We start from the raw sequence: 23,442 nt of genomic DNA, 5'->3' as shown, positions 1-23,442 counted from the left end.
AATAATTTAACTAATCCATAATGGTCGGTAAGAATATCATAATCCAAACAACCGAATACAGAACGAATGTTATTTATCGTTAATTTTTATAATATTGGTATGTTTTACTTCTTCCATTACGACATATGTTCGAGATTCACTTACACCGGGCAGGCGCAGCAATGTGTCCCCTAATAACTTTCGATAGCTCGACATATCTGCTACACGTGCTTTCAATAAAAAATCAAAATTTCCTGAAACTAAGTGGCACTCTTGAATGTCATCGAGTCCTTGCACTGCCGCAGAAAATTCTGCAAAGATGTCTACTGACGTTTTTGATAAGGTTATTTCGACAAACACTAACATTGCCGCCCCTAGCTTCGTTGGATCAACGGTAGCAGTATAGCCTGTAATATACCCCTGCTGCTCAAGTCTCTTAACCCTTTCTAAACAGGGGCTAGGACTCAAGCCAACCTTCTTTGCTAACTCAACATTTGAGATTTTTCCGTCAATTTGCAATACAGTGAGAATTTTTCTATCAATTCTATCAATATGTTTGGGTGTTTTGACTAGCATTTAATTTCAAGAGTAATGAATTAATCAACATATTATACTGCAATTGCAAAATCTTCGATATTTTTATTTTCAAAAAATGCAGTACACTGCTCGCAATTAATTAACGTTTAAGGTCTAAAAATGATTGTTGGTGTACCAAAAGAAATAAAAAATCATGAGTATCGTGTTGGTCTTGCTCCAGCAGCGGTTCAGGAGTTTGTTAATTGCGGTCATGAAGTACTCGTACAAACCAGTGCTGGTGCATCGATTGGCTTTACAGATGAGCTGTACGTGAATGCAGGTGCTAAGATTATACAAACACCTGAAGAGATATTTGCTAAGGCAGACATGATCGTAAAAGTAAAAGAGCCACAGCCGAACGAATGTAAAATGCTTCGTAAAGGTCAGACTTTATACACTTACCTGCATCTTGCTCCAGACCCAACGCAAACAAAGCTGTTGGTTGAATCTGGTGCAACTTGTATTGCTTATGAAACCGTCACTGATAGTCGTGGCACATTGCCGCTTCTAGCACCGATGAGTGAAGTTGCTGGTCGTATGTCTATTCAAGCAGGTGCGCATTACCTTGAAAAAGCACATGGCGGTAGCGGCACATTATTAGGCGGTGTTCCGGGTGTTGCGCCTGGTAAAGTATTAATAATAGGTGGCGGCGTTGTTGGCTTGAATGCTGCAAAAATGGCTATGGGTCTTGGCGCTGATGTTACCATTCTTGACCGTTCATTAAATCGTTTACGCGAACTCGATGATATTTTTGAAGGCCGCTTAGCGACTGTATTTTCTACGGCAGACGCGATAGATTATTACTCATCACGCGCTGACTTAGTTATTGGCGCTGTTTTAGTGCCGGGTGCTGCTGCGCCAAAATTACTGAATGGCGAACATATCAAAAATATGAAGCCTGGTTCAGTGCTAGTCGATGTTGCAATTGACCAAGGTGGTTGCTTTGAAACATCTCGCGCAACGACACATCAAGATCCTGTTTATATTATTGACGATGTTGTGCATTACTGCGTAGCAAACATGCCTGGTGGCGTAGCGCGCACATCAACCATGGCTTTGAACAATGCCACGTTGCCATTCGGTTTAGCCCTTGCAAACAAAGGTCCTAAGCAAGCAATGCTTGATGACCCACATTTGCTTAACGGCTTGAATGTACACAACGGTATTGTTACCTATAAAGCGGTAGTCGATGCGTTGGGCGAGAAACTAGATCTTACCTACATGCCTGCAGCAGCAGCATTAAACTGTTAATTTTTTAATCTAGAACCAAAAAGGAGCAAATGTGAATTTGCTCCTTTTTTTTAGCTGTTCTATTCAACAACCGATAACGCCCACCAGAAAAACGAATCTTAAAGACTTAAATTTTTGTTAAATGCTCAATAGAGGCGTTAATTTGCTTTAAGCTACTTAGTGGATCAAGCGCTTGTGTAATAGGTCTGCCGATAACTAAATAATCAACTCCGCTTTGAATTGCACTCGCAGGTGTTGCCACTCTAACTTGGTCACCCTTTTCAGAACCCGCAGGTCTTATGCCCGGTGTAACCAACAAGAACTTCTCGTTGACTATTTCTCTTAATGTTATCGCTTCTTGCGCAGAACAAACGATGCCATCTAAACCACACTCTTGAGTAAGCAACGCCAAGCGCTTAACTTGCTCATTTATTTCTCTATTTCCTAGCACCGAATCCAATTGAGATTGATCCATGCTGGTCAACACTGTTACCGCCGTTAGCAAAGGTCTATTTTCACCTGATTCATTAAGCGCTTTTACCGCTGCCTTCATCATTTCAGGGCCACCGCTTGCATGCACATTGACCATCCAAACGCCTAAGGAGGCTGCTGCTTTAACTGCCTTAGCCACTGTATTAGGGATATCATGAAACTTTAAATCCAAGAAAACGTCGAACCCGAGTGCGACCACTTTTTTGACCCAATCAGGACCATAATAGGTAAACATTTCCTTGCCAATTTTTAAGCGACAGGCTTTTGGATCAAGCTTAGCAATGAGCTCATTAGCCGCTGCCTCGTCGTCAAAATCGAGTGCTACTATTACTTTAGGGTCAGAATGAGCGGTAAGCATACTAATATTATTCTCCGTCTAGTCCTTTAATAGGTTTAATGCTTGACCACGTTTTACAAGATGGACAAAGCCAGCGCAATTGACGGCCGGAAAAGCCACAGCTGCTGCATCTATATTTTGGACGTTGGCCGATTTGTTTATCAAGTAGTGATTGCAAGTGACCTAAACTCTCTTGAGTTTTTTCAGCATCGCTAAAATTCTGCTGATATAGTTGGAGTAGTGTTTTAAATCCGCGCATAGTCGGATGTTTTTGAAGCTGCGCAATCAATATATCAACGGCATGTTCATTGTCGCCACTGCGAGCAATAATATTGACCTTAGCAATATAGGATGAAGCACACTTCTGCCAGTAAGGCTCCAATAACTTATCTAGTTGTTCCCAACCATCTGTTTTACCCGCCCACTCTTCTAACAGCGGGATCGCTTCACTTAGCCAATCTACGTCACGCTTTGGTATTTCAGATAGATAAGAGAATGCTTCTTTATAGTTTTCAGATTCGAGAGCGAGCTTACCTAAATCCAACCAAGCTCTTACTTGACTACCATCGATCACAATAGCCTTTTTAAGTAACGAGGTTGCTTCATCGTTTTTATTTTCCTCGAGCAATGCTTTTGCTTGCTCGCAATAAAAATGGGAAAGCAACACATACAAATGTTTATCATTGGGCGTTATTTGAATACTAGCACTAGCCAAATCGATGGCTTTATTCCACTCTTTGGTCACTTGGTAAATGTTAAACAACTTCTGCTGAGCAACATCGAAGTGCTGTGTCTGTTCTAATAACTGTAGAAACACACCTTCGGCACGTTCAAGAAAGCCAGCCAATAAATAATCAGTACCTAATTCCAATAAAGCGAGCGCTTCTTGCTTGTTGCTGATCTCGTCTCTGCTGATTAGATTTTGATGTACTCTGATGGCTCTGTCGAGTTCGCCTCGATGTCTAAAAAAGTTACCCATGGCAATATGTGTTTCAACGGTATCGTTATTAACGCTGATCATTTTCATGAGAGTATCAACCGCTTTATCGGGTTGATCAGATAACAGGAAGTTGAGCCCCCTATAATAATGCTTTGAAAGAATAGATGATTGTCTACGCTGCGCTTTTCTGAGGCTGTTTCGGCCCATTACCCAACCATAGGCAACGGCTACAGGCAATGCTAAGAATAATGCTTCTAACATTTATGCGGAATCTTTGGATAGCTTCTTTAGCCGACGTTGCAAAAGTTTGTTTTGCACTTTAAGACCAAGAAAACGGAGTAGCATCATCAAAAAACCGATTAAAAATCCGATCGCAATGGTAATAACCATAAACGTCGAGACTCGGAGTTCAGCTTTAGCGATAACATAGTTTACGGTAATCATTTGGGTATTTTGAGAACCAATTACAATCGATATCATTAACAACAGTATAATAACAACGAAGACGATTATTGCTTTCATCGAATAACCTTGATTACTGAATAGCTAATATTTACAGGTCAACTCTATCTCTGAGTTCTTTTCCTGCTTTAAAATGAGGTACATGCTTACCTGTCAATTCTACTGTCTCACCTGTTTTAGGATTACGACCAGTGCGAGGCGCACGATAATGTAGTGAAAAGCTGCCAAAACCTCTTATTTCAATACGATCTCCGCGTTGAAGGGTCTGCGCCATTTGTTCAAGTAATTCTTTTATTGCCAGCTCAAGTTCTTTGCCTTGAAGGTGCTGTGCTTTTTCGCCTAAGCGTTCAATAAGTTCTGATTTGGTCACGCTAATCTCCTAGTTAAGAATGATACAAGCAACCGGGGGAGAAATTAGAGCGGCAGGAACTGCCGCTCTGAATTGCATTACTCGCCTTTAGCAGCTTTAAATGCTTCTGCCATCGCACTTGCGAAACCAGCTTCGTCAGTCTTGTTAACGCTATCGATAGCTTCTTTTTCATCAGCCTGATCTTTAGCTTTAACCGAAAGATTAACAATGCGGTTTTTACGGTCAACGCCCATGAACTTAGCATCGATTGCATCACCAACCTTCACTACTTCACTCGCATCTTCCACTCTATCGCGTGCAAGGTCACCAATACGGATATAACCAACAACTTCTTCACCAAGTTGAACTGTTACACCTTTAGCATCGGCCTCAGTTACTGTTCCATTAACAATAACACCTTTCTTGTTATCTGTCAGATACTTATTGAATGGGTCTTCATCAATTTGTTTAACACCTAGAGAGATACGTTCACGCTCTGGGTCAACCTGAAGGACAACAGCTGATATTTCATCACCTTTCTTATAGTCACGAACTGCGTCTTCGCCAGTTTTCTGCCATGAAATGTCAGATAAGTGAACTAGACCGTCAATGCCGCCGTCAAGGCCGATAAAGATACCGAAGTCAGTAATTGACTTGATCTTACCAGACACTTTGTCACCTTTTTCGTGTGACTTAGCGAAAGTTTCCCAAGGATTGTCGATGCACTGTTTAAGGCCAAGAGAAATACGACGACGTTCTTCGTCAATTTCAAGTACCATAACTTCAACTACATCACCAAGATTAACAACTTTAGATGGGTGAATGTTTTTGTTAGTCCAATCCATTTCTGAAACGTGAACAAGACCTTCAACGCCGTCTTCAATTTCTACGAAGCAACCGTAATCAGTTAGGTTAGTAACAGCACCGCTTAACTTAGCACCTTCTGGGTAACGATTAGCAATTTCCTGCCATGGATCGTTGCCCATTTGCTTCATACCTAATGAAACGCGTGATTTTTCTTTGTCAAACTTAAGTACCTTGACGTTGATTTCATCACCAACATTAACGATTTCGCTTGGGTGCTTAACGCGTTTCCAAGCCATATCTGTGATATGTAGAAGACCATCTACACCACCTAAGTCTACGAACGCGCCGTAGTCAGTAAGGTTCTTAACGATACCTTTAACTTCATCACCTTCTTCCAAGTTAGAAAGAAGTTGATCACGTTCTGCGCTGCTCTCTGCTTCGATAACCGCACGACGAGAAACAACAACGTTATTACGCTTAGCATCAAGCTTAATAACTTTAAATTCTAATTCTTTGCCTTCAAGGTGAACTGTTTCGCGAACAGGACGAACATCAACAAGTGAGCCAGGTAAGAATGCGCGTACAGTATTAACTTCAACTGTGAAACCACCCTTAACTTTACCGTTGATAACACCTTTAATTGTTTCTTTCTCTTCGTAAGCTCTTTCAAGCTCAACCCATGCTTCATGGCGCTTCGCTTTCTCACGAGAAAGAATAGTTTCACCGAAACCATCTTCAATAGCATCTAATGCAACGTCAACAACATCACCAACAGCGATTTCTAATGAACCGTCAGCCGCTTTAAATTGGTCTACCGGAATAGCACTTTCTGATTTTAAGCCAGCGTCAACAAGAACTATGTCCTTATCGATTGATACTACTGTACCTTTAACGATTGCGCCTGGGCGAGTTTCTAGCTGTTGTAAGCTTTCTTCAAAAAGTTGTGCAAAATTTTCAGTCATTTTATTTGATATTCTTTTTTAGACCGTAACATCATCCATAGAATTACGGGGTTGTTAGTAATACAGTCGTCTTCCTGATAACTGTCTTTAAACATCGTCGCCAAACAATTTGGATTCAATGAAATTCTTTGCCTTATCAAGTACTTGATTTATACCTAAAGAGGTTGAATCAATTACTAAAGCGTCACTTGCGGCCACTAAAGGAGCAACGGAACGATTCGAATCACGCTCATCACGAGCTTGTATATCTGATAAAAGGCGCGGAAGTTTAACATCATGGCCCTTTAGTTTCAACTGATCGTATCGTCTTTGCGCTCGCGATTCGGCACTTGCCGTCAAAAATATCTTTACGTCTGCATTTGGGAACACAATGGTACCCATATCTCTGCCGTCTGCAATGAGTCCTGGCGCTTCAGCAAAGGCACGTTGCCTTCTTAATAATGCTTCTCTTACGGTGGGTAACGCTGCAACTTGCGATGCAATTGAACCTACTTCTTCCGTACGAATATCGTCAGTAACATCCTCGCCTTCAAGGATCACTCTCGTCACTCCGTTTTGAGTGTCAAAAGTAACATCTAAACTGGAGGCTAAAGGTACGATCCCAACTTCGTCATCAGGTTCAATACCATGGTGAGTTGTTGCGACAGCCAATACCCTATAAATTGCACCACTGTCTAAAAATTGCCACTGATAATGCTCAGCTAAAAGCGTGCTTAGCGTTCCCTTTCCTGCACCGCTCGGCCCGTCAACAGTTACTACTGGCACCTTCTGCATAATTACTCCATTATGTTTGATGGCCAAAAAACGCCGCAATTATACGCGCATGCACGGTCAGTGCAATGCCTTATCGGCATTGTACTGTCCTAGATCGAGATATTTGCGGTTTATATGTAAACTAATTACTTCGCAATTTTTCGAAATTCATCAAAATAAGTAGGAAACGTTTTCGCCGTACATCCAGGGTCGTTGATAGTAATTCCTGCATCACCAAGAGCAAGCAGAGAAAAGCACATCGCTACGCGATGATCATTGTACGTATCTATAGCTGCGTGTTTCAGCTGTTCTGGGGGAGTTATCGTAATGTAGTCTCGTCCTTCTTCGACAATGGCACCCACTTTTTTCAATTCGGTTGCCATCGCGTGCAGGCGGTCAGTCTCTTTCACACGCCAGTTGTAAACATTAGAAATACGCGTAGTGCCTTCAGCAAATAACGCGGTTGTCGCTATAGTCATGGCCGCATCAGGAATGTGGTTCATATCCATATTCACTGCCTTTAACGGCGCGCCTGTTACCGCAATAAAATCATTGCCCCAAGTGACGTTAGCACCCATTTTTTCAAGTACATCAGCAAAAGCGATATCACCCTGTATCGACGCTTTTCCTACACCTGTGACTTTTACAGTACCGCCCTTTATGGCGGCTGCAGCAAGAAAATAAGATGCCGAAGAAGCATCTCCTTCAACCAAAAATGTGCCCGGTGACTGATAAACTTGATTTGCACCAATAACGAAAGATTCGTAATTATTATTAATGACGCTTACACCAAAAGTTTGCATTGTCTTTAGTGTGATATCAATATAGGGCTTTGAAACGAGCTCACCAATAATGTGTATGCTCACCTCGTGTTCAAGCAATGGTGCGGCCATTAACAGTGCGGTTAAAAACTGACTTGAAACAGACCCGTCAATATTAAATGACTTTGTTTTTAATTGCTTTCCCTTAATACGCAGTGGAGGAAAACCCTTATTTTTTAGATAGCTGATGTCAGCACCAGCGTTGACCAGTTCGTCAACTAAATCGCCAATAGGACGTTCTTCCATGCGAGGCTCGCCAGTTAGCTCCGCGTCGACATCTGAAAATGCTAGTGCCGCGCAAAGCGGACGCATTGCTGTTCCAGCATTGCCAAGAAACAGAGACAGCGGCTTTATCGTTGAAAACTTACCGCCTAAGCCATGCACTTCACACTTGGTTTTGTCATCATTTAATTGATAAGTCACACCTAGCTGCGTCAATGCCGTTAACATATGCTTGATATCATCACTGTCTAATAAGTTAGTTAACGTTGTTTTGCCAGTTGCCAAAGCGGCTAATAAAAGCGCTCTATTAGATAAACTTTTTGAACCGGGAACGTTTATCTCGCCATCTACATGGCTAATGGGTTCAAGAGTCAAGCTGTTCATCTATCCGTTTTTCCTTTCAAATTCTTTCATAAAATCAGCCAAGGCCTGTGCCCCGGCTAATGGCATTGCGTTATAAATACTCGCGCGCATACCACCTACTGCTCGGTGTCCCTTTAAGGCGACTAAACCGTTCGATTCCGCTTGTTTGAGAAATACTTCATTGAGGGATTCATCACTTAATTTGAAAGTTACATTCATTTTTGAGCGATATTCATTATGTACGTTATTACTATAAAAACCAGTGGCGTCGATTTGTTTATATAAAACTTGGCTTTTTTGCTGATTAACTCGTGCAATTTCTGTTAAGCCACCTTGTGCTTTTAACCACTTAAAAACGAGTCCAGCTAAATACCAAGAAAACGTTGGCGGCGTATTATACATTGAGCCACTTGCTGCCTGTAACTGATAATTAAAGATTGCCGGCGTATCCTTTCTGGCGAAGCCTATTAGATCATTTCGCACTATGACAACCGACAATCCCGATGGCCCTATGTTCTTTTGCGCACCGGCATAAATGATACCAAAGTCTTCGATATTCAGTGGCTTCGATAGTATATTTGACGACATGTCGGCTACAATTGGAACCTGACCGCTCTGGGACTTAGGGACCCAATCGATTTCAATACCATCAACAGTTTCGTTAGTACAATAGTGGAAATAACCAGGTTCTTCGGCTATCGACCATTCATCTTGCTTCGGTACATACATTTTGCCTTCAATTTCTTTACTCTTGGCAACGATGCTGCTTCGACAAAACTTTTGCGCTTCCTCTTCGGCACCGACAGACCATTGTCCTGTCACTAGATGCTGACTCAAATCAGATGATTTTGTGATGTTTAACGGCACTGCAGAAAACTGTGCCCTGCCGCCGCCGTGCATAAACAAGACAGTATAATTAGCCGGTATTTGCAATAACTCCCGCAGATCAGCTTCGGCCTGTTCAGCAACTTCGATAAAAGGCTTACCACGATGACTGACTTCCATCACTGACGTGCCTAAGCCTTGCCAATTGATAAGTTCCTCTTGGGCTTGTTGCATAACTTCTTGCGGAAGCATTGCTGGACCAGCACTAAAATTAAATATATTTTGCATTGATTTTCATCTTCCAAAAACAAGATAAGCGGCAAAACGCCGCTTATCTATACTCTACAATTAATTACCTTACTGCGGAATTAATGCTTATTCTGAATCGCTTGGCGTATCCGCGTCAGGTGCTTCGACAGATGAATCGGTTTCAGCAGACTCTGCCGTTACTTCAACTGATTCTCCGTCTATATCTTCCAAGTCTTCTTGTTCAAGTTCATCAATACGCTGTAGACCAACTACTAGCTCATCTTCAGCTGTTCTAATTAATCGAACACCTTGGGTATTACGGCCAACGGTAGAAACCTCAGAAGCACGTGTTCTCACTAGCGTACCCTGGTCACTGATTAGCATGATTTCTTTGCTTTCGTCCACTTGAATAGCGCCAACAACTAAACCATTTCTCTCAGAAACTTTTATAGAAACAACGCCTTTGGTTGCTCTGCTCTTCGCTGGATATTGTTCTATTGGCGTGCGTTTTCCAAAACCGTTTTCAGTTGCAGTTAAAATATCTCCTTCGCCCTTAGGCACAATGAGAGAAACAACTTTTTCGGTTTCCATTAGACGAATACCGCGAACACCCGTTGCTGTTCTGCCCATTGGACGTACTTGGTCTTCGCTGAATCTAACGACTTTGCCGGCGTCAGAGAACAGCATAATTTCGCTTTCCCCATCCGTTAAATCAACACCTATCAATTCATTTCCATCGTTAAGGTTCACAGCAATGATGCCGTTTGCTCTTGGACGTGAATATTGAGTTAATTCGGTTTTCTTAACGGTGCCGTTAGTTGTGGCCATAAACACAAATTTGCCCGCTTCAAACTCTTGAATAGGCAATATGGCAGTAATGCGCTCGCCTTCTTCTAAGGGCAGAATATTCACAATCGGACGACCGCGGGCATTTCTGCTCGCTAATGGTAATTGATAAACTTTAAGCCAATATAGTCTGCCTCTCGTTGAGAAACAAAGAATATGGTCATGAGTATTCGCAACCAATAATTTCTCGATGAAATCTTCGCCTTTCATCTTCGTTGCCGACTTACCCTTACCGCCACGTCTTTGTGCTTCATAATCAGACAGTTTCTGATACTTCACATAACCTTCACGCGACAGGGTAACCACAACGTCTTCACGCTCGATTAAATCTTCAATATCAATATCGTGAGTCGCCGCGGTGATCTCCGTACGACGCTCGTCACCAAATTCATCACGCACCGCTTCTAATTCTTCGCGAATGATTTCCATTAATCGCTCTGAACTTGCCAAAATGTGTAACAACTCTGCAATCGTATCAAGTAACGCTTTGTATTCGTCGAGGATCTTATCGTGCTCAAGACCGGTTAGTTTATTCAAACGTAAGTCAAGAATAGCTTGAGCTTGTTCTTCCGTTAAGAAATACTGCCCGTCGCGAATACCGAATTCCGGTGCCAACCAATCAGGACGAGCTGCGTTATTCCCTGCTCTTGATAGCATTTCAGCGACGTCTCCTAAATCCCAACCTTGAGATATTAGTGACTTCTTAGCGTCTGATGGGCTTTGAGATGCTTTAATCAATTCTATAATAGGATCGATATTAACTAGCGCGATGGCCAAACCTTCAAGAATATGAGCTCTGTCGCGTGCTTTTTTCAGCTCAAAAACAGTTCTTCGGGTAACTACTTCACGACGATGCAGAACGAATTTCTGCAAGATATCTTTCAGGTTAAAAATACGAGGCTGTTTGTTGTCCAAGGCAACCATATTGATGCCGAACACGGTTTGTAGCTGAGTATTAGCGTACAAATGATTAAGCAGTACTTCACCTGACTCATTACGTTTAACTTCGATAACGATGCGCATACCGTCTTTATCGGATTCATCACGCAGTGCAGAAACACCTTCAATTCGTTTTTCTTTAACTAAGTCCGCTATTTTTTCAATAAGACGTGCTTTATTTACCTGATAAGGTAATTCGTGGACAATAATTGTCTCTTTACCGTTATCTTCCTGCTCGATTTCAGCTCTAGCGCGAAGATAAATTTTACCACGCCCTGTTTTATAAGCTTCTACGATACCTTTTCTGCCACTTATTATCGCTGCAGTTGGGAAATCAGGACCCGGAATAATTTCCAATAATTCATCAATACTTAATTCAGGGTTATTAATTAATTCGATACAGCCATTGATGACTTCTGTGAGGTTGTGAGGCGGAATGTTCGTCGCCATACCAACCGCGATACCAGAAGAACCGTTAACTAACAGATTAGGTACTTTAGTTGGTAATACCTCAGGAATATGTTCCTGACCATCGTAGTTAGGTACAAAATTAACGGTTTCTTTTTCTAAATCTGCTAACAATTCATGTGCAATTTTAGACATGCGAATTTCGGTATAACGCATTGCTGCAGCTGAATCACCATCAACAGAACCAAAGTTTCCTTGACCGTCTACCAGCATGTAGCGTAATGAAAAGTGTTGCGCCATACGAACAATAGTGTCGTACACCGCTGAATCACCGTGAGGGTGATACTTACCAATGACGTCGCCGACGACACGGGCTGATTTTTTGTAGGGCTTGTTGAAATCATTTTTCAACTCGTTCATCGCAAATAAAACGCGTCTATGAACTGGTTTTAAGCCATCTCTTACATCGGGAAGAGCACGACCAACGATGACACTCATCGCATAATCGAGGTAAGAGTTTTTTAATTCATCTTCGATATTAATCGGCAGGATTTCTTTAGCGTTATCAGTCATGAACTGCACTGTCCTTTATTATTTGTAGAGCATTTATCAACTGATGCTATCCATTCTATAAATAGACGTTGACCTGACGTAAATGGCTCACTTGTTATTTTAGCCAAGGTTGGCATATAGATATTATCATTAAGACTGTGGAATATGTAGATGTATGTCATAATAATTCCTATAAAAATTGTCAGTTGATACACTTAACTGCATTAAAGGCTGAAATAACAAGAATTCTTTGGGGATAACATGACCACAGTTAATGTTGATAACAATGAAATAGAGAAGTTTTCCGCTCTAGCTTCCAAATGGTGGGACCTTAACGGTGAGTTTAAACCACTTCATGATATAAATCCGGTACGACTCTCCTTTATAGAAGAAAGGTCACAAGGTTTAGCTTCAAAAGAGATAGTAGATGTAGGATGTGGCGGCGGCATTTTAGCTGAGTCTATGGCTAGAGCTGGCGCACAAGTGACCGGTATCGATTTGGCAAAAGATTCTTTAGACGTCGCTAAGTTGCATGGTCTGGAATCGGGCGTAAGCGTGGATTATAAGTTAACTAGTGCCGAAGATTTTGCTCGGGCATTTCCCGCGAGTAAAGACATTGTAACCTGTTTAGAGATGTTAGAGCATGTTCCCGACCCCGCGTCAGTTATTCGAGCTTGTGCCGATATTGTGAAGCCAGGAGGACGCATATTTTTCTCTACTATCAATAGAAACTTGAAATCATGGGTCATGGCTATTTTGGGCGCTGAATATGTGCTGAATTTAGTGCCAAAAGGCACGCACAATCATAAGAAGTTCATTACGCCGGCTGAAATGACTCGATGGATAGACAGCACATCTTTGGTTCCAAAAGAAATCACGGGCCTACATCTAAATCCGCTCAATAATACCTATTACCTGTCAAACAAAAACGTTGATGTGAATTATATCTTGTATTGTGAAAAACCGCTTTAGCCACTATATCTAGTGGCTTTTTAATAAATCAACACTAGATACCCGATTTCATTAAAACAAATAAGTATAAACAAACGCTTTTTAGATTAATTTATTTTACTAGAAAATAAATTAAAATAATTCAGTTGCATCCTCCATAAGCTTGCCAATTTGGTCTCGTTCACGTTAGCCACTACTAACCGAAAAAAGCGCTAGTGCCCATTTGTTAGAAAAACACTATATGTTGGGTTGCAACAAAGTCAAAACAACACTATCTTGTGTTCATTCACTACCCAGCACTAGCAAATAAGTGTATAAAGCCATACTTAATAACGCGGTGTTAATAAGGCAAGTGTTTAAAGGAATTTAAATCACGCTATACAACTAGGCGCAGACCAAAGAGCGATAATAAATAATGAACAATACTCTTCTAGTGACAAAAAGAAACGGCACACAAGAACCGATAGAATTAGACAAAATCCACAAAGTCGTTGCATGGGCAGCCAAAGGGCTTTCTGATGTGTCAGTTTCACAGGTTGAAATCAAAGCTCAGATTCAGTTTTATAATGGTATAAAATCAGCAGAGATCCACGAAACACTAATTAAATCTGCTGCAGATTTAATTTCAACCGACGCGCCTGACTATCAGTATTTAGCGGCACGTTTAGCTATCTTTCATCTTCGAAAGAAGGCTTACGGGCAATTCGAACCGCCAGCGCTTTATACCCACGTAAAGAAAATGGTAGACGCCAAGAAATATGACGAACACTTGCTAGAGGACTACACGCAAGCAGAGTTTGAAGAAATGGATAACTTCATTGACCATTGGCGCGACATGAATTTCAGCTATGCAGCCGTCAAACAGCTAGAAGGCAAATATCTTGTCCAAAACCGTGTCACTGGCGAGATATATGAAAGCGCTCAGTTTTTGTACATTCTTGTCGCAGCGTGTTTGTTCGCAAAGTATCCAGCGGAATCTCGCATGGATTATATCAAGCGTTTCTATGACGCAGCTTCAACGTTTAAACTGTCTCTTCCTACACCAATAATGGCGGGTGTTAGAACGCCAACTCGTCAATTTAGCTCCTGCGTTTTAATAGAGGCCGGTGATAGCTTGGATTCCATTAACGCAACTGCTTCCGCTATTGTGAAGTACGTGAGTCAGCGCGCTGGTATCGGGGTTAATGCGGGCCGAATTAGAGCTCTTGGCAGTCCTATCAGAGGTGGTGAAGCTTTCCACACGGGCTGTATTCCTTTTTACAAGCATTTTCAAACGGCTGTCAAAAGCTGCTCTCAAGGCGGTGTCCGTGGCGGCGCAGCAACACTTTTCTACCCGCTATGGCACATGGAAGTTGAATCTTTGCTGGTATTGAAAAACAACCGTGGTGTTGAAGAAAACAGAGTTCGCCACCTAGATTACGGCGTACAGTTCAATAAACTGATGTACACGCGAATGATAAAAGATGATTACATCACATTATTCAGCCCATCGGATACTCCTGGCTTGTACGACGCATTCTTTGCCGATCAAGACGAGTTTGAGCGCTTGTATTGCATATATGAAGCTGATGACAGCATTCGTAAAAAGAGAATAAAAGCGATTGAACTGTTTAGCTTATTCATACAAGAACGTGCAAGCACGGGTCGAATTTATTTACAAAATGTTGATCACTGTAATACCCACAGCCCTTTCAATCCTAAATTAGCGCCTGTGCGTCAAAGCAATCTATGTTTAGAAATTGCATTGCCAACTAAACCACTCTCTCACGTCAATGACGAAGAAGGTGAAATTGCGCTTTGTACATTGTCAGCATTCAATCTAGGTGAAATCAAGAGCTTAGACGAGTTTGAAGAGTTATCTGACCTCGCGGTGCGTGCACTTGATAGTTTACTAGATTATCAAGATTACCCTGTACCTGCAGCGTATAACGCTACAATGGGCAGACGTACATTGGGTGTAGGTGTTATCAACTTAGCTTATTACCTTGCTAAGAACGGCGTTAAATACAGTGACCATAGTGCTAACGGTTTAGTCCATAGAACCTTCGAAGCAATGCAGTATTATTTGCTAAAGGCATCAATGGAATTGGCCAAAGAGAAAGGTGCTTGTCCTAAGTTTAATGAAACGACTTATTCGCAAGGCTTATTGCCCATTGATACCTACAAGAAGGACGTTGATGGCATTTGTAACGAAGCCCTTCACTACGATTGGGATACCCTGCGCGATGATATCGTCAAGCACGGTTTACGAAATAGCACTTTATCGGCACTTATGCCTTCAGAAACATCATCACAAATATCAAATGCAACTAACGGCATTGAACCACCACGCGGGCATATCAGTATAAAGGCCAGTAAAGACGGTGTTTTAAAACAGGTTGTTCCGGAATATCAGCGTCTGAAAGATAATTACGAGCTGCTTTGGGAACTTAAGTCGAACGACGGCTACCTGCAGTTGGTTGCTATCATGCAGAAATTTATTGATCAGGCTATTTCGGCAAACACCAGCTATGATCCGGGTAAATATGAAGGCAACAAAGTACCGATGAAGGTGCTGTTAAAAGACCTACTAACAACCTATAAGCTGGGTATTAAGACGCTTTATTATCACAACACCAGAGATGGTGCTTCTGACAATACTGACAAAGCCTATGTTGAAGAAGCTACATCTAAACCCGCTCAAGAAGTCATTATAGAAGAGGATGATGATTGTGCTGGCGGTGCTTGTAAAATTTAGACTCATTTGATTAAACCAATAGGTGAAAAATAAAACAATGAAATACACAACCTTTAATCAAGAAAGCAACAATACGATGATTGAGCCTATGTTTTTCGGTAACCCGGTAAACGTTGCCCGTTATGATCAACAAAAGCATCCCATTTTTGAGAAGCTAATTGAAAAACAAATATCGTTTTTCTGGCGCCCAGAAGAAGTGGACGTCAGCAAAGACCGTATGGATTTTCAAAAGCTCTCCGATGCGGAAAAACACATTTTCACGTCAAATTTGAAGTATCAAACTTTGCTTGATTCGATTCAAGGTCGTAGCCCTAACATTGCGTTTTTGCCGATCGTTTCAATTCCAGAGTTAGAGACTTGGATCGAAACGTGGTCTTTCTTTGAAACCATTCATTCACGTTCGTACACGCACATTTTACGTAATCTTTTTTCTGACCCAAGTGCCATTTTTGATGACATCGTTGTAAACGAAGAAATAAAGAAACGCGCGAGTGATATTTCAAAGTACTATGACGATCTTATCTATGCCACACAGTTGTGGCAGACACAGGGCGAAGGTGAGTACGTAATTGACGGCAAGACTCACGTCATTAACATGCGTGAGTTGAAAAAACTGCTGTACTTATGCATGAACTCAGTTAACGCACTTGAGGCTATTCGTTTCTATGTCTCCTTTGCATGTACGTTCGCATTTGCTGAGCGTGAATTAATGGAAGGTAATTCCAAAATAATTCGCCTGATTGCGCGCGATGAAAACATTCACTTAACCTCTACCCAGCACGTTCTTAATTTGTGGGCAAAAGGTAAAGATGATCCGGAAATGGCTGAAATTGCTGCCGAATCCCAAGAAGAAGCAAAAGCTATTTTCTTGAAAGCGGTCGAGCAAGAGAAAGAGTGGGCACACTACTTATTCAAGAATGGCTCAATGCTAGGACTGAATGAGGAAATACTCTGCCAGTATGTTGAATACATTGCGAACCACAGAATGGCCGCAATTGGCATGGGACAGCCATTTGATATAAAAAGTAACCCACTACCTTGGATGAATAACTACCTTAGTTCTGACAACGTGCAGGTTGCTCCTCAGGAAACTGAAATCAGTAGCTACCTCGTTGGTCAGATTGACAGTGAAGTTGCCTCAGATGATTTCGAGGCATTCGAACTCTAAAGTGTCAGAAAAATCAGGAATGTATCAGGTCCGAGTCGACGACTCGGACCCTTTTAATTGCTCAAATAACGAAGACTCGTTGTTGTCTCACCTCGAACAACAAAACATTGACGTGCACTTTCATTGCCGCGAGGGCTATTGCGGAGCGTGTCGCACCAAACTCATTTCAGGCGATGTAGAGTACCTTACGGACCCACTCGCATTTATCGACGATGATGAAATCCTACCCTGCTGTTGCAAACCCATTAGCGACATACAGATAAAACTTTATTAAACCCCAGCTGCACTCTAAGCAATTGCAACTTAATATCGCACTAAGCCTGATAATAAAGATATTAATACAAAAAAACCGCTATCGCATCAATGCCAGTAAACACTGGAGCCATATCCTCAATAAACGGTTTTAAGCTAAACCTGTAGATTACGCATTAATTTATTTGGTGAACAAAGGAATGATATTCTCTGAAGATTGATATCCAGGAATTATCTGAATAGCACCTTTCGTTAAATACATGAACGGGGTGCCCTCTAATCCAACAGTACGGCCAGCCATTTGTCCTTTTCTGATACTTTCAACACAGGCTGCGTTATAGCTTTCTTGCACAAATTCGCCATTATCAGTACCCGCTTTGATTTTGGTCATGGCCTCCGTTTTGTCTTTAGCACACATAACCTGTTTCATATTTTCAAATGCAGGTTGACCATCAACTAATTGACTTCTTGGATACGGAATATACTTCACGTCAATACCTGCATTTTGATAATCTTCAACTTCTAAATGCAGTTTCTTGCAGTAGCCGCAGGTAGTATCTGAAAACACATAAAGTTGGCCTATTGATTTGCCTTTTGCAGGATAAGTGACTAAATCACTCTCACTTAGCTTTGCAATCTCTTGTTGAACAAGCACTAATTGTCCTTTCTGCTTTTCTATTCGAGTCAGGTTGATCATTTTTTGCAGATCAAACAGCTCTCCTAAAACTGCTCTTGTACCATCTTTTGTAACCACAAGCGATTGACCGTCGATGGTTACTTCGTATAAACCGGGCAGCTTTTCATCACTCAATTCACGCATTACGACAACTGCAGAATTTGCAAATTGTGCATTTACGCTCTTCAAATTGTTCTCTACTTGTTGTAGGTCACTCTCCTGCGCATAAGTGACGCTGCTCAACATACTTGAGATGGCGGCAATTACTAATAAACGTTTTCTAATCATATTTTTTCCTTAAAAAAAGAGCACCTTCAGGTACTCTTTTATGGCAATCATTATTGGGAAGCAGCTACAGGTCGAGGCCAATCCTTTTAGCAACTTCGATATACGATTCAACGACTGAACCTAAACCCTGTCTAAATCTGTCTTTATCCAACTTTTTGCGCGTTTCCTTATCCCACAGGCGGCAGCCGTCAGGGGTAAACTCGTCGCCCAAAATTAACTCGCCGTTACATAGACCAAATTCTAATTTGTAATCTACAAGTAACATTCCGCCTTTTTCAAATAACGGTTTTAGGACGTCGTTAACCGCAAAGGTCAGGCGTTTCATTTCGTCGATTTGTTCTTGTGTGGCCCAACCAAATGCTGTTATGTGGTAATCATTCACCATTGGATCGTGGAGCGCATCATTTTTCAAAAAAAACTCAAACGTCGGAGGGTCTAAAACAAGTCCCTCCTCCACTCCAAGCCTGCGAACCATTGAGCCCGCGGCAATGTTCCTCACCACACATTCGACAGGGATCATATTCAGTTTTTTTACAACACATTCAGTGTCTGAAAGCAACGACTCTACCTGCGTTTTTATTCCAGCGGCTTCCAGCTTTTGCATGATGAAATGATTAAATTTATTATTAACTTCGCCTTTACGCTCAAGTTGTTCAATTTTTTCTCCGTCAAAAGCCGAAGTGTCATTTCTAAAATATAAAACCAGCTTGTCAGCTTCGTCAGTTAAAAAAACTGTTTTCGCTTTACCACGATATAATTCATCTCGTTTTTGCATACAAAGAATTCCTAAGCCTAAATATCTAAATCTTCATTGCCCATAAAGTCTTTAAATGGCGCAAATATTTTTGTGATTCTTTTAGCGTCAAACGGCTTGCTTTCATTATCCATGAAAGTCACTGTTGTTTTTTCGCCAACCCCACCTAACTGCAGACGGTACTCGTTTTTTTCAATGTCTAATTTATCTTCAGAGCCAAAAAGTCCTGACCACCATGAGCTTTCAATACCGTTGTATTGAACGAACAAAAGCCCTGTAGATTGGTCTAAATCTTTTACATCAAAGCCCATTTTACGCAAAACAAGCAGCAAGCGAGGCCACGTATTTTCATACACAGCATCTACCACAAACGCTGGATTGCCGTCGGCATCAAAGCCCATATCGGTGTTAAAACCTTGGCGTATTTTGGCAATACGTTGGGTATTTGCAAGACGAATTCCAAAGTCATATTCGGTAATAACGTTATTCAAAAAATTTGATTCAGCTGTGCGTTTACTAATAAGGTCTACCTGATCCAAAGCTGCTCGACCTTGCTCATCTACATAATCAACGAGCTCTGTTCTAAGTGCAGCTGTTCTGCCATGTGGCGCCAAAGTCATAGTGAATTTAAACTTTTTCTTCACTGTCACTAAGTTATCAGTAAAGTCATACCAACTAGACGGTACTTCACGTATCTCTGTAACCCAATCGGTAACTAAAATGTTATTTTCTTTTTCGAATTTCTCAACGCCCACGCTGCTTTTTTCAAGATAAGTTAATACCGTGTCCCACACTGTTTTCTGCAAAGGTTCGTTGTCATTAACTTGGTCAAAAAGAACTTTAGCGTCCTCTGACCCTTCTTCAACATGGGTTCCTGCTACCAGAGGTAATATTAGTGATGGTGGTGTTACCTTTAGTTTTTTTCCCTTTAAATCTTTCGGTGCGTTCTCACCTACATCAGGCAAGATATATCGTTGAGAATAATTTGGGGAATCAAAATCTTCAGGTACATCTAAGGACTTGTGCTGCGCTGCCTCCAAGTACTCAAAACTTCCTGATGCAATTTCACGCTCTTCCTTACCCGCACATCCAGCTATCGCAAATGCCACAAGGCCTAAACCTACCACTTTATATTTCATTCAAAACCTAACTAAATTAAATTCAACGCACTGAGAGCTTCTTCGATTGCTTTTTTGCTATTAAGTTCAGGTAAAACCATTGGAAGTCGCAAAAAAGCATCATCGATGATACCCATTTTATATAATGCCCACTTAGGGATTACCGGGTTTGGTTCAACGAACAAAACCCGATGTAAATCGATTACTTGTTTATTTAATTGCTGCGATAACTCGAAGTCACCGCTTAACGCAGCCTCACACATATCGCTCATAATTTTCGGGGTGATGTTTGCCGTTACAGATATAACGCCGTCTCCACCCTTACACATAAAGTTGCAGCCTGATTCGTCATCACCACTGAAAAATAGAAAATCATCAGCAACCATCTTTTTTGTCTGTTCTAAGCGAGATAAGTCACCAGTTGCATCTTTAATGCCGACAATATTCTTATGCTTGGCTAACTCAGCCACGGTTTCTGGCAGCATGTCAGCAACCGTCCGCCCAGGGACGTTGTACAATATCAAAGGAATATCTGTTGCGTCAGCTATTGCATTAAAATGAGCGACCATGCCCGCCTGTTGTGGTTTGTTGTAATACGGAACGACACTTAAAAATCCGTCAACGCCGAGGCCCGACATTTGTTCACTCAAAAATATGGCTTCTGCTGTCGAATTCGCGCCACTGCCTGCAATTACAGGTATCTTTTTATCAACAAATTCAATTATCAATTTAACCACATCAATATGTTCTTGAAACGGCAGCGTCGCTGACTCACCGGTTGTTCCAACAGCGACAATTCCATGCGTGCCATTATTCAAATGAAACTCAACTAACCTTTTCAGACTAGGAACATCTATCTTACCATCCGGCAGCATAGGTGTTACTAATGCAACATAACTTCCTTTAAACATTATTCCCCCTTTAAATCTGCCCGACATGTTAGTGTTCACGGGCAATAAACACAAGCAGATAAAGCCTAAGCTATTACATTTTTTTATAATATTTAGTGTATGCACATATTTTAAGCAACAATGTTCCTTAATTTTTTCTTGTGCTAAAATCCACGCTCTTATTTATGAGTACAGTTTTGATATGAAGCAACAGGTTATCGTTAATATTTTAGGTACGGACAAGTTAGGCATTCTAAGTGAAATCAGTGCCTGCGTGCACGACAAATGCTGCAACATCCTTGACAGTCGTCACGCCATTTATGGTAGAGACTTTTCGCTGTCTATGATCGTTGAAGGAACCCAATCAGCTATCACTAAATTAGAATTACAGCTTTCTACCCTTTGCATGCAGCATGATCTGCTGTCTATGATAAAACGTACAAGTGGGCACGCTAAGCAGAACTTAGAACAACTTATCAATTTAGAGTTTTCTGGCGAAGATGCTAAAGGCATTATAAAAAAGGTAACTGGCTTTCTTGCAGAGCGACAAGTTTCTGTCAGCGCATTTAGACAGCGTACCTTCATCGACAAAACCACCAATGTCGAAAATGTAAAATGTAAAATGGTACTCAGTGCCATGAAAGAATTAGATTTAGTTAGTTTCGATGAAGAGATAAAACAACTGATGTGTAATCTTGGCTTATCTGGCAAAGTAACGCACAACGAAATAAAGGAAGAAAATGAACACATTGAAAGCTGGTGATAAAGCTCCCCTATTTACACTACAAAACCAGTCTGATGAGGCTGTATCGCTATCTGACTTTTCAGGTAAAAAAGTATTGGTTTATTTTTACCCTAAGGCAATGACGCCTGGCTGTACCATTCAAGCTCAGGGTTTACGCGATATCAAGAGCGAATTGGACAGACACAATGTCGTTGTACTCGGAATTAGCCCTGACGCCGTAAAAAGGCTACCTAAATTTATTGAAAAAGAATCGTTGAACTTCACTCTGCTCAGCGACGAAGACCATGCCGTAGCAGATGCATTTGGCGTATGGGGTTTGAAAAAATTCATGGGCAAAGAATATGACGGCATCCATCGACTGAGTTTTCTCATTGACGAGAGCGGTGTTATCAGTCACGTGTTGGATAAATTTAAAACGAAAGAACACCATCAAGTGGTTTTAGATTTGTTGGCATAGTGTCAGTGTTAGTGAGAAAGACGGTCAGTTGACCGTCTTTTTTTTACTGCAAATTTTGATTTATATTTTTTCCGTGCCAGCTTCAGGAGCAACGTCAACTTGAATTGGCGATGACCAAGCAGTAATGACGGCTTTCACTAAAGTCGCCAAAGGGATGGCAAAAAACACTCCCCAGAATCCCCACATGCCGCCAAATACGAGGACCGCAATAATAATATACAATGGATGTAGACTAACGGCTTCAGAAAACAAGACAGGTACAATTAAATTACCATCCAATGCCTGAATAATTGAATAGACTAACATCAAATACCAAAACTCAGGCGTTAGTCCGAATTGAAACAAAGCAACAATTGCTACTGGGATCGTAACCACAGCCGCACCGATATAGGGTATTAAAACTGAGAACCCGACAAGTACTCCAAGTAACAAAGAATAACGTAGATCCATAAATGTGAATGCAGCGGAGGTTACTCCACCCACAATTAAAATTTCGATGACTTTTCCGCGAATATAATTAGCGATTTGTAAATTCATTTCTTCACCAACCTGAGTGATCAAACGACGCTCATTCGGCAAAATATTTGAAATGCTCTTAAGAAACAGTTCTTTGTCTTTTAGCATGAAAAAAACCATTAGCGGCACTAGTATCATGTAAATCAACAATGCAGCTACGTTGCCTATTGAACTGACGGAAATACTGATAACTTGTTGGCCAATACCAACGATACGTTGATTGACTGTCGCCATCGTATTTTTGATATAGTCAACTTCAATCACATCAGGGTACTTCTGGGGCAAGCTAGCAAGCCACTTTTGCGCTGAATCCCAGATCAGGGGTAATTCTTGCACAAGATTAACGCTTTGCTTGCTGATGATAGGCACCAAGCCAACGAGCATAAGTATACTAATTAGAATGAAGATAATGAGTGTAATAGAGGTGGCTAGAGTTCTATTAATGCCGCGCTTGTGTAAGTGAGTCACAGGCCAGTCTAATAAATACGCAATAATAGCAGCGACAATGACCGGCATCAAAATACCGCCCCACACAAGTAAAACAACTGTGGTAACAATGATTAACATCAATAACATCATTGCATTAGGGTCTGAAAACTTGCGTTTATACCAACGATCAAAAACGCCAAACATAAGGGGTCTCTATCCTTCTCTTTGATTTTTTAGTTAATTGCAATTATGGTAAACCTTGTTTCGACTTAAAACCAGATAAAGTGAAACTATATTGTGCTATAACGGTCTATGTATCGTATATATCAAACGTGACGTTAGGGACAAT

22 protein-coding genes are annotated in these 23,442 nt (G+C 41.3%); 7 read left to right on the top strand and 15 right to left on the bottom strand.

Annotation, left to right across the window (positions count from 1 at the left end):
- Nucleotides 1–69: 69 nt before the first annotated feature.
- Nucleotides 70–555: a leucine-responsive transcriptional regulator Lrp gene (gene lrp / locus GNIT_RS08500; protein ID WP_014108773.1), complete on the bottom strand. Its 486-nt coding sequence runs from the start codon at nucleotides 553–555 to the stop codon at nucleotides 70–72.
- A gap of 120 nt (nucleotides 556–675) precedes the next feature.
- Here lrp and ald point away from each other — a divergent pair, with 120 nt between their 5' ends.
- Nucleotides 676–1,806: an alanine dehydrogenase gene (gene ald / locus GNIT_RS08495; RefSeq protein WP_014108772.1), complete on the top strand. Its 1,131-nt coding sequence runs from the start codon at nucleotides 676–678 to the stop codon at nucleotides 1,804–1,806.
- 106 nt (nucleotides 1,807–1,912) lie between these two features.
- On the opposite strand, the gene pyrF is transcribed toward ald, so the two are convergent.
- From pyrF to gyrA, 9 genes are all read right to left on the bottom strand, one after another.
- Complete coding sequence (gene pyrF, locus GNIT_RS08490) at nucleotides 1,913–2,635, bottom strand: orotidine-5'-phosphate decarboxylase (protein ID WP_014108771.1); 723 nt, start codon at nucleotides 2,633–2,635, stop codon at nucleotides 1,913–1,915.
- A gap of 7 nt (nucleotides 2,636–2,642) precedes the next feature.
- On the bottom strand, nucleotides 2,643–3,815 hold the full coding sequence (gene lapB / locus GNIT_RS08485; protein WP_014108770.1) for a lipopolysaccharide assembly protein LapB: 1,173 nt from the start codon (nucleotides 3,813–3,815) through the stop codon (nucleotides 2,643–2,645).
- A complete protein-coding gene (locus tag GNIT_RS08480) occupies nucleotides 3,816–4,076 on the bottom strand; it encodes a LapA family protein (RefSeq protein WP_014108769.1) in 261 nt (86 codons plus the stop codon).
- A gap of 31 nt (nucleotides 4,077–4,107) precedes the next feature.
- Complete coding sequence (gene ihfB, locus GNIT_RS08475) at nucleotides 4,108–4,386, bottom strand: integration host factor subunit beta (protein ID WP_014108768.1); 279 nt, start codon at nucleotides 4,384–4,386, stop codon at nucleotides 4,108–4,110.
- 77 nt (nucleotides 4,387–4,463) lie between these two features.
- On the bottom strand, nucleotides 4,464–6,134 hold the full coding sequence (gene rpsA, locus GNIT_RS08470) for a 30S ribosomal protein S1 (protein ID WP_014108767.1): 1,671 nt from the start codon (nucleotides 6,132–6,134) through the stop codon (nucleotides 4,464–4,466).
- An 87-nt stretch (nucleotides 6,135–6,221) separates the two neighbouring features.
- Entirely contained in the window at nucleotides 6,222–6,908 is a 687-nt protein-coding gene (gene cmk / locus GNIT_RS08465) for a (d)CMP kinase (RefSeq protein WP_014108766.1), read from the bottom strand.
- A 125-nt stretch (nucleotides 6,909–7,033) separates the two neighbouring features.
- On the bottom strand, nucleotides 7,034–8,314 hold the full coding sequence (aroA, locus tag GNIT_RS08460) for a 3-phosphoshikimate 1-carboxyvinyltransferase (RefSeq protein ID WP_014108765.1): 1,281 nt from the start codon (nucleotides 8,312–8,314) through the stop codon (nucleotides 7,034–7,036).
- The gene (serC, locus tag GNIT_RS08455) at nucleotides 8,315–9,406 is read right to left on the bottom strand and encodes a 3-phosphoserine/phosphohydroxythreonine transaminase (protein WP_014108764.1); all 1,092 of its coding nucleotides are present in this window, start codon (nucleotides 9,404–9,406) and stop codon (nucleotides 8,315–8,317) included.
- An 87-nt stretch (nucleotides 9,407–9,493) separates the two neighbouring features.
- The gene (gene gyrA / locus GNIT_RS08450; protein ID WP_014108763.1) at nucleotides 9,494–12,133 is read right to left on the bottom strand and encodes a DNA topoisomerase (ATP-hydrolyzing) subunit A; all 2,640 of its coding nucleotides are present in this window, start codon (nucleotides 12,131–12,133) and stop codon (nucleotides 9,494–9,496) included.
- Between the two features lie 240 nt (nucleotides 12,134–12,373).
- Here gyrA and ubiG point away from each other — a divergent pair, with 240 nt between their 5' ends.
- From ubiG to yfaE, 4 genes are all read left to right on the top strand, one after another.
- Nucleotides 12,374–13,084, top strand: a complete 711-nt coding sequence (gene ubiG / locus GNIT_RS08445; protein WP_014108761.1) for a bifunctional 2-polyprenyl-6-hydroxyphenol methylase/3-demethylubiquinol 3-O-methyltransferase UbiG — start codon at nucleotides 12,374–12,376, stop codon at nucleotides 13,082–13,084.
- Nucleotides 13,085–13,478: 394 nt separating this feature from the next.
- Complete coding sequence (gene nrdA / locus GNIT_RS08440) at nucleotides 13,479–15,800, top strand: class 1a ribonucleoside-diphosphate reductase subunit alpha (RefSeq protein WP_014108760.1); 2,322 nt, start codon at nucleotides 13,479–13,481, stop codon at nucleotides 15,798–15,800.
- A gap of 37 nt (nucleotides 15,801–15,837) precedes the next feature.
- On the top strand, nucleotides 15,838–16,968 hold the full coding sequence (gene nrdB / locus GNIT_RS08435) for a class Ia ribonucleoside-diphosphate reductase subunit beta (protein WP_014108759.1): 1,131 nt from the start codon (nucleotides 15,838–15,840) through the stop codon (nucleotides 16,966–16,968).
- Nucleotides 16,969–16,987: 19 nt separating this feature from the next.
- On the top strand, nucleotides 16,988–17,242 hold the full coding sequence (gene yfaE / locus GNIT_RS17880) for a class I ribonucleotide reductase maintenance protein YfaE (RefSeq protein ID WP_083822481.1): 255 nt from the start codon (nucleotides 16,988–16,990) through the stop codon (nucleotides 17,240–17,242).
- Nucleotides 17,243–17,401: 159 nt separating this feature from the next.
- Here the strand turns inward: yfaE and GNIT_RS08430 are convergent, their stop codons facing one another.
- The 4 genes from GNIT_RS08430 to dapA all read right to left on the bottom strand — a co-directional run bounded on the left by GNIT_RS08430 (nucleotide 17,402) and on the right by dapA (nucleotide 20,967).
- On the bottom strand, nucleotides 17,402–18,184 hold the full coding sequence (locus GNIT_RS08430; protein ID WP_014108757.1) for a DsbC family protein: 783 nt from the start codon (nucleotides 18,182–18,184) through the stop codon (nucleotides 17,402–17,404).
- A gap of 64 nt (nucleotides 18,185–18,248) precedes the next feature.
- Complete coding sequence (purC, locus tag GNIT_RS08425) at nucleotides 18,249–18,959, bottom strand: phosphoribosylaminoimidazolesuccinocarboxamide synthase (RefSeq protein WP_014108756.1); 711 nt, start codon at nucleotides 18,957–18,959, stop codon at nucleotides 18,249–18,251.
- Between the two features lie 17 nt (nucleotides 18,960–18,976).
- A complete protein-coding gene (gene bamC / locus GNIT_RS08420) occupies nucleotides 18,977–20,077 on the bottom strand; it encodes an outer membrane protein assembly factor BamC (protein WP_014108755.1) in 1,101 nt (366 codons plus the stop codon).
- Nucleotides 20,078–20,088: 11 nt separating this feature from the next.
- Nucleotides 20,089–20,967: a 4-hydroxy-tetrahydrodipicolinate synthase gene (gene dapA / locus GNIT_RS08415; RefSeq protein WP_014108754.1), complete on the bottom strand. Its 879-nt coding sequence runs from the start codon at nucleotides 20,965–20,967 to the stop codon at nucleotides 20,089–20,091.
- A gap of 181 nt (nucleotides 20,968–21,148) precedes the next feature.
- Here dapA and GNIT_RS08410 point away from each other — a divergent pair, with 181 nt between their 5' ends.
- The gene (locus GNIT_RS08410; RefSeq protein ID WP_014108753.1) at nucleotides 21,149–21,709 is read left to right on the top strand and encodes a glycine cleavage system transcriptional repressor; all 561 of its coding nucleotides are present in this window, start codon (nucleotides 21,149–21,151) and stop codon (nucleotides 21,707–21,709) included.
- A complete protein-coding gene (gene bcp / locus GNIT_RS08405; RefSeq protein WP_014108752.1) occupies nucleotides 21,687–22,148 on the top strand; it encodes a thioredoxin-dependent thiol peroxidase in 462 nt (153 codons plus the stop codon). The genes GNIT_RS08410 and bcp overlap by 23 nt, the downstream gene beginning before the upstream one ends.
- A gap of 60 nt (nucleotides 22,149–22,208) precedes the next feature.
- Here bcp and GNIT_RS08400 read toward each other — a convergent pair whose 3' ends face one another.
- Nucleotides 22,209–23,297 carry an AI-2E family transporter gene (locus tag GNIT_RS08400; RefSeq protein ID WP_014108751.1) on the bottom strand — a complete coding sequence of 363 codons (1,089 nt, stop codon included), beginning with the start codon at nucleotides 23,295–23,297 and terminating at the stop codon, nucleotides 22,209–22,211.
- Between the last annotated feature and the right edge of the window lie 145 nt (nucleotides 23,298–23,442).

The organism is Glaciecola nitratireducens FR1064 (genome assembly GCF_000226565.1).
GTDB lineage: Bacteria > Pseudomonadota > Gammaproteobacteria > Enterobacterales > Alteromonadaceae > Glaciecola > Glaciecola nitratireducens.
The sequence above is the reverse complement of the archived record's forward strand: the minus strand, read 5'-3'. Positions and strand labels throughout refer to the sequence as shown.

Bases quoted from the DNA above. Each gene is read 5' to 3' on its own strand.
- lapB (WP_014108770.1), bottom strand. From the start codon at position 3,815: ATGTTAGAAGCATTATTCTTAGCATTGCCTGTAGCCGTTGCCTATGGT.
- ald (WP_014108772.1), top strand. From the start codon at position 676: ATGATTGTTGGTGTACCAAAAGAAATAAAAAATCATGAGTATCGTGTT.
- ubiG (WP_014108761.1), top strand. From the start codon at position 12,374: ATGACCACAGTTAATGTTGATAACAATGAAATAGAGAAGTTTTCCGCT.
- nrdA (WP_014108760.1), top strand. From the start codon at position 13,479: ATGAACAATACTCTTCTAGTGACAAAAAGAAACGGCACACAAGAACCG.
- pyrF (WP_014108771.1), bottom strand. From the start codon at position 2,635: ATGCTTACCGCTCATTCTGACCCTAAAGTAATAGTAGCACTCGATTTT.
- bcp (WP_014108752.1), top strand. From the start codon at position 21,687: ATGAACACATTGAAAGCTGGTGATAAAGCTCCCCTATTTACACTACAA.
- nrdB (WP_014108759.1), top strand. From the start codon at position 15,838: ATGAAATACACAACCTTTAATCAAGAAAGCAACAATACGATGATTGAG.
- GNIT_RS08480 (WP_014108769.1), bottom strand. From the start codon at position 4,076: ATGAAAGCAATAATCGTCTTCGTTGTTATTATACTGTTGTTAATGATA.
- bamC (WP_014108755.1), bottom strand. From the start codon at position 20,077: ATGAAATATAAAGTGGTAGGTTTAGGCCTTGTGGCATTTGCGATAGCT.
- serC (WP_014108764.1), bottom strand. From the start codon at position 9,406: ATGCAAAATATATTTAATTTTAGTGCTGGTCCAGCAATGCTTCCGCAA.
- lrp (WP_014108773.1), bottom strand. From the start codon at position 555: ATGCTAGTCAAAACACCCAAACATATTGATAGAATTGATAGAAAAATT.
- GNIT_RS08430 (WP_014108757.1), bottom strand. From the start codon at position 18,184: ATGATTAGAAAACGTTTATTAGTAATTGCCGCCATCTCAAGTATGTTG.
- purC (WP_014108756.1), bottom strand. From the start codon at position 18,959: ATGCAAAAACGAGATGAATTATATCGTGGTAAAGCGAAAACAGTTTTT.
- gyrA (WP_014108763.1), bottom strand. From the start codon at position 12,133: ATGACTGATAACGCTAAAGAAATCCTGCCGATTAATATCGAAGATGAA.
- cmk (WP_014108766.1), bottom strand. From the start codon at position 6,908: ATGCAGAAGGTGCCAGTAGTAACTGTTGACGGGCCGAGCGGTGCAGGA.
- GNIT_RS08410 (WP_014108753.1), top strand. From the start codon at position 21,149: ATGAAGCAACAGGTTATCGTTAATATTTTAGGTACGGACAAGTTAGGC.
- aroA (WP_014108765.1), bottom strand. From the start codon at position 8,314: ATGAACAGCTTGACTCTTGAACCCATTAGCCATGTAGATGGCGAGATA.
- rpsA (WP_014108767.1), bottom strand. From the start codon at position 6,134: ATGACTGAAAATTTTGCACAACTTTTTGAAGAAAGCTTACAACAGCTA.
- yfaE (WP_083822481.1), top strand. From the start codon at position 16,988: ATGTATCAGGTCCGAGTCGACGACTCGGACCCTTTTAATTGCTCAAAT.
- GNIT_RS08400 (WP_014108751.1), bottom strand. From the start codon at position 23,297: ATGTTTGGCGTTTTTGATCGTTGGTATAAACGCAAGTTTTCAGACCCT.
- dapA (WP_014108754.1), bottom strand. From the start codon at position 20,967: ATGTTTAAAGGAAGTTATGTTGCATTAGTAACACCTATGCTGCCGGAT.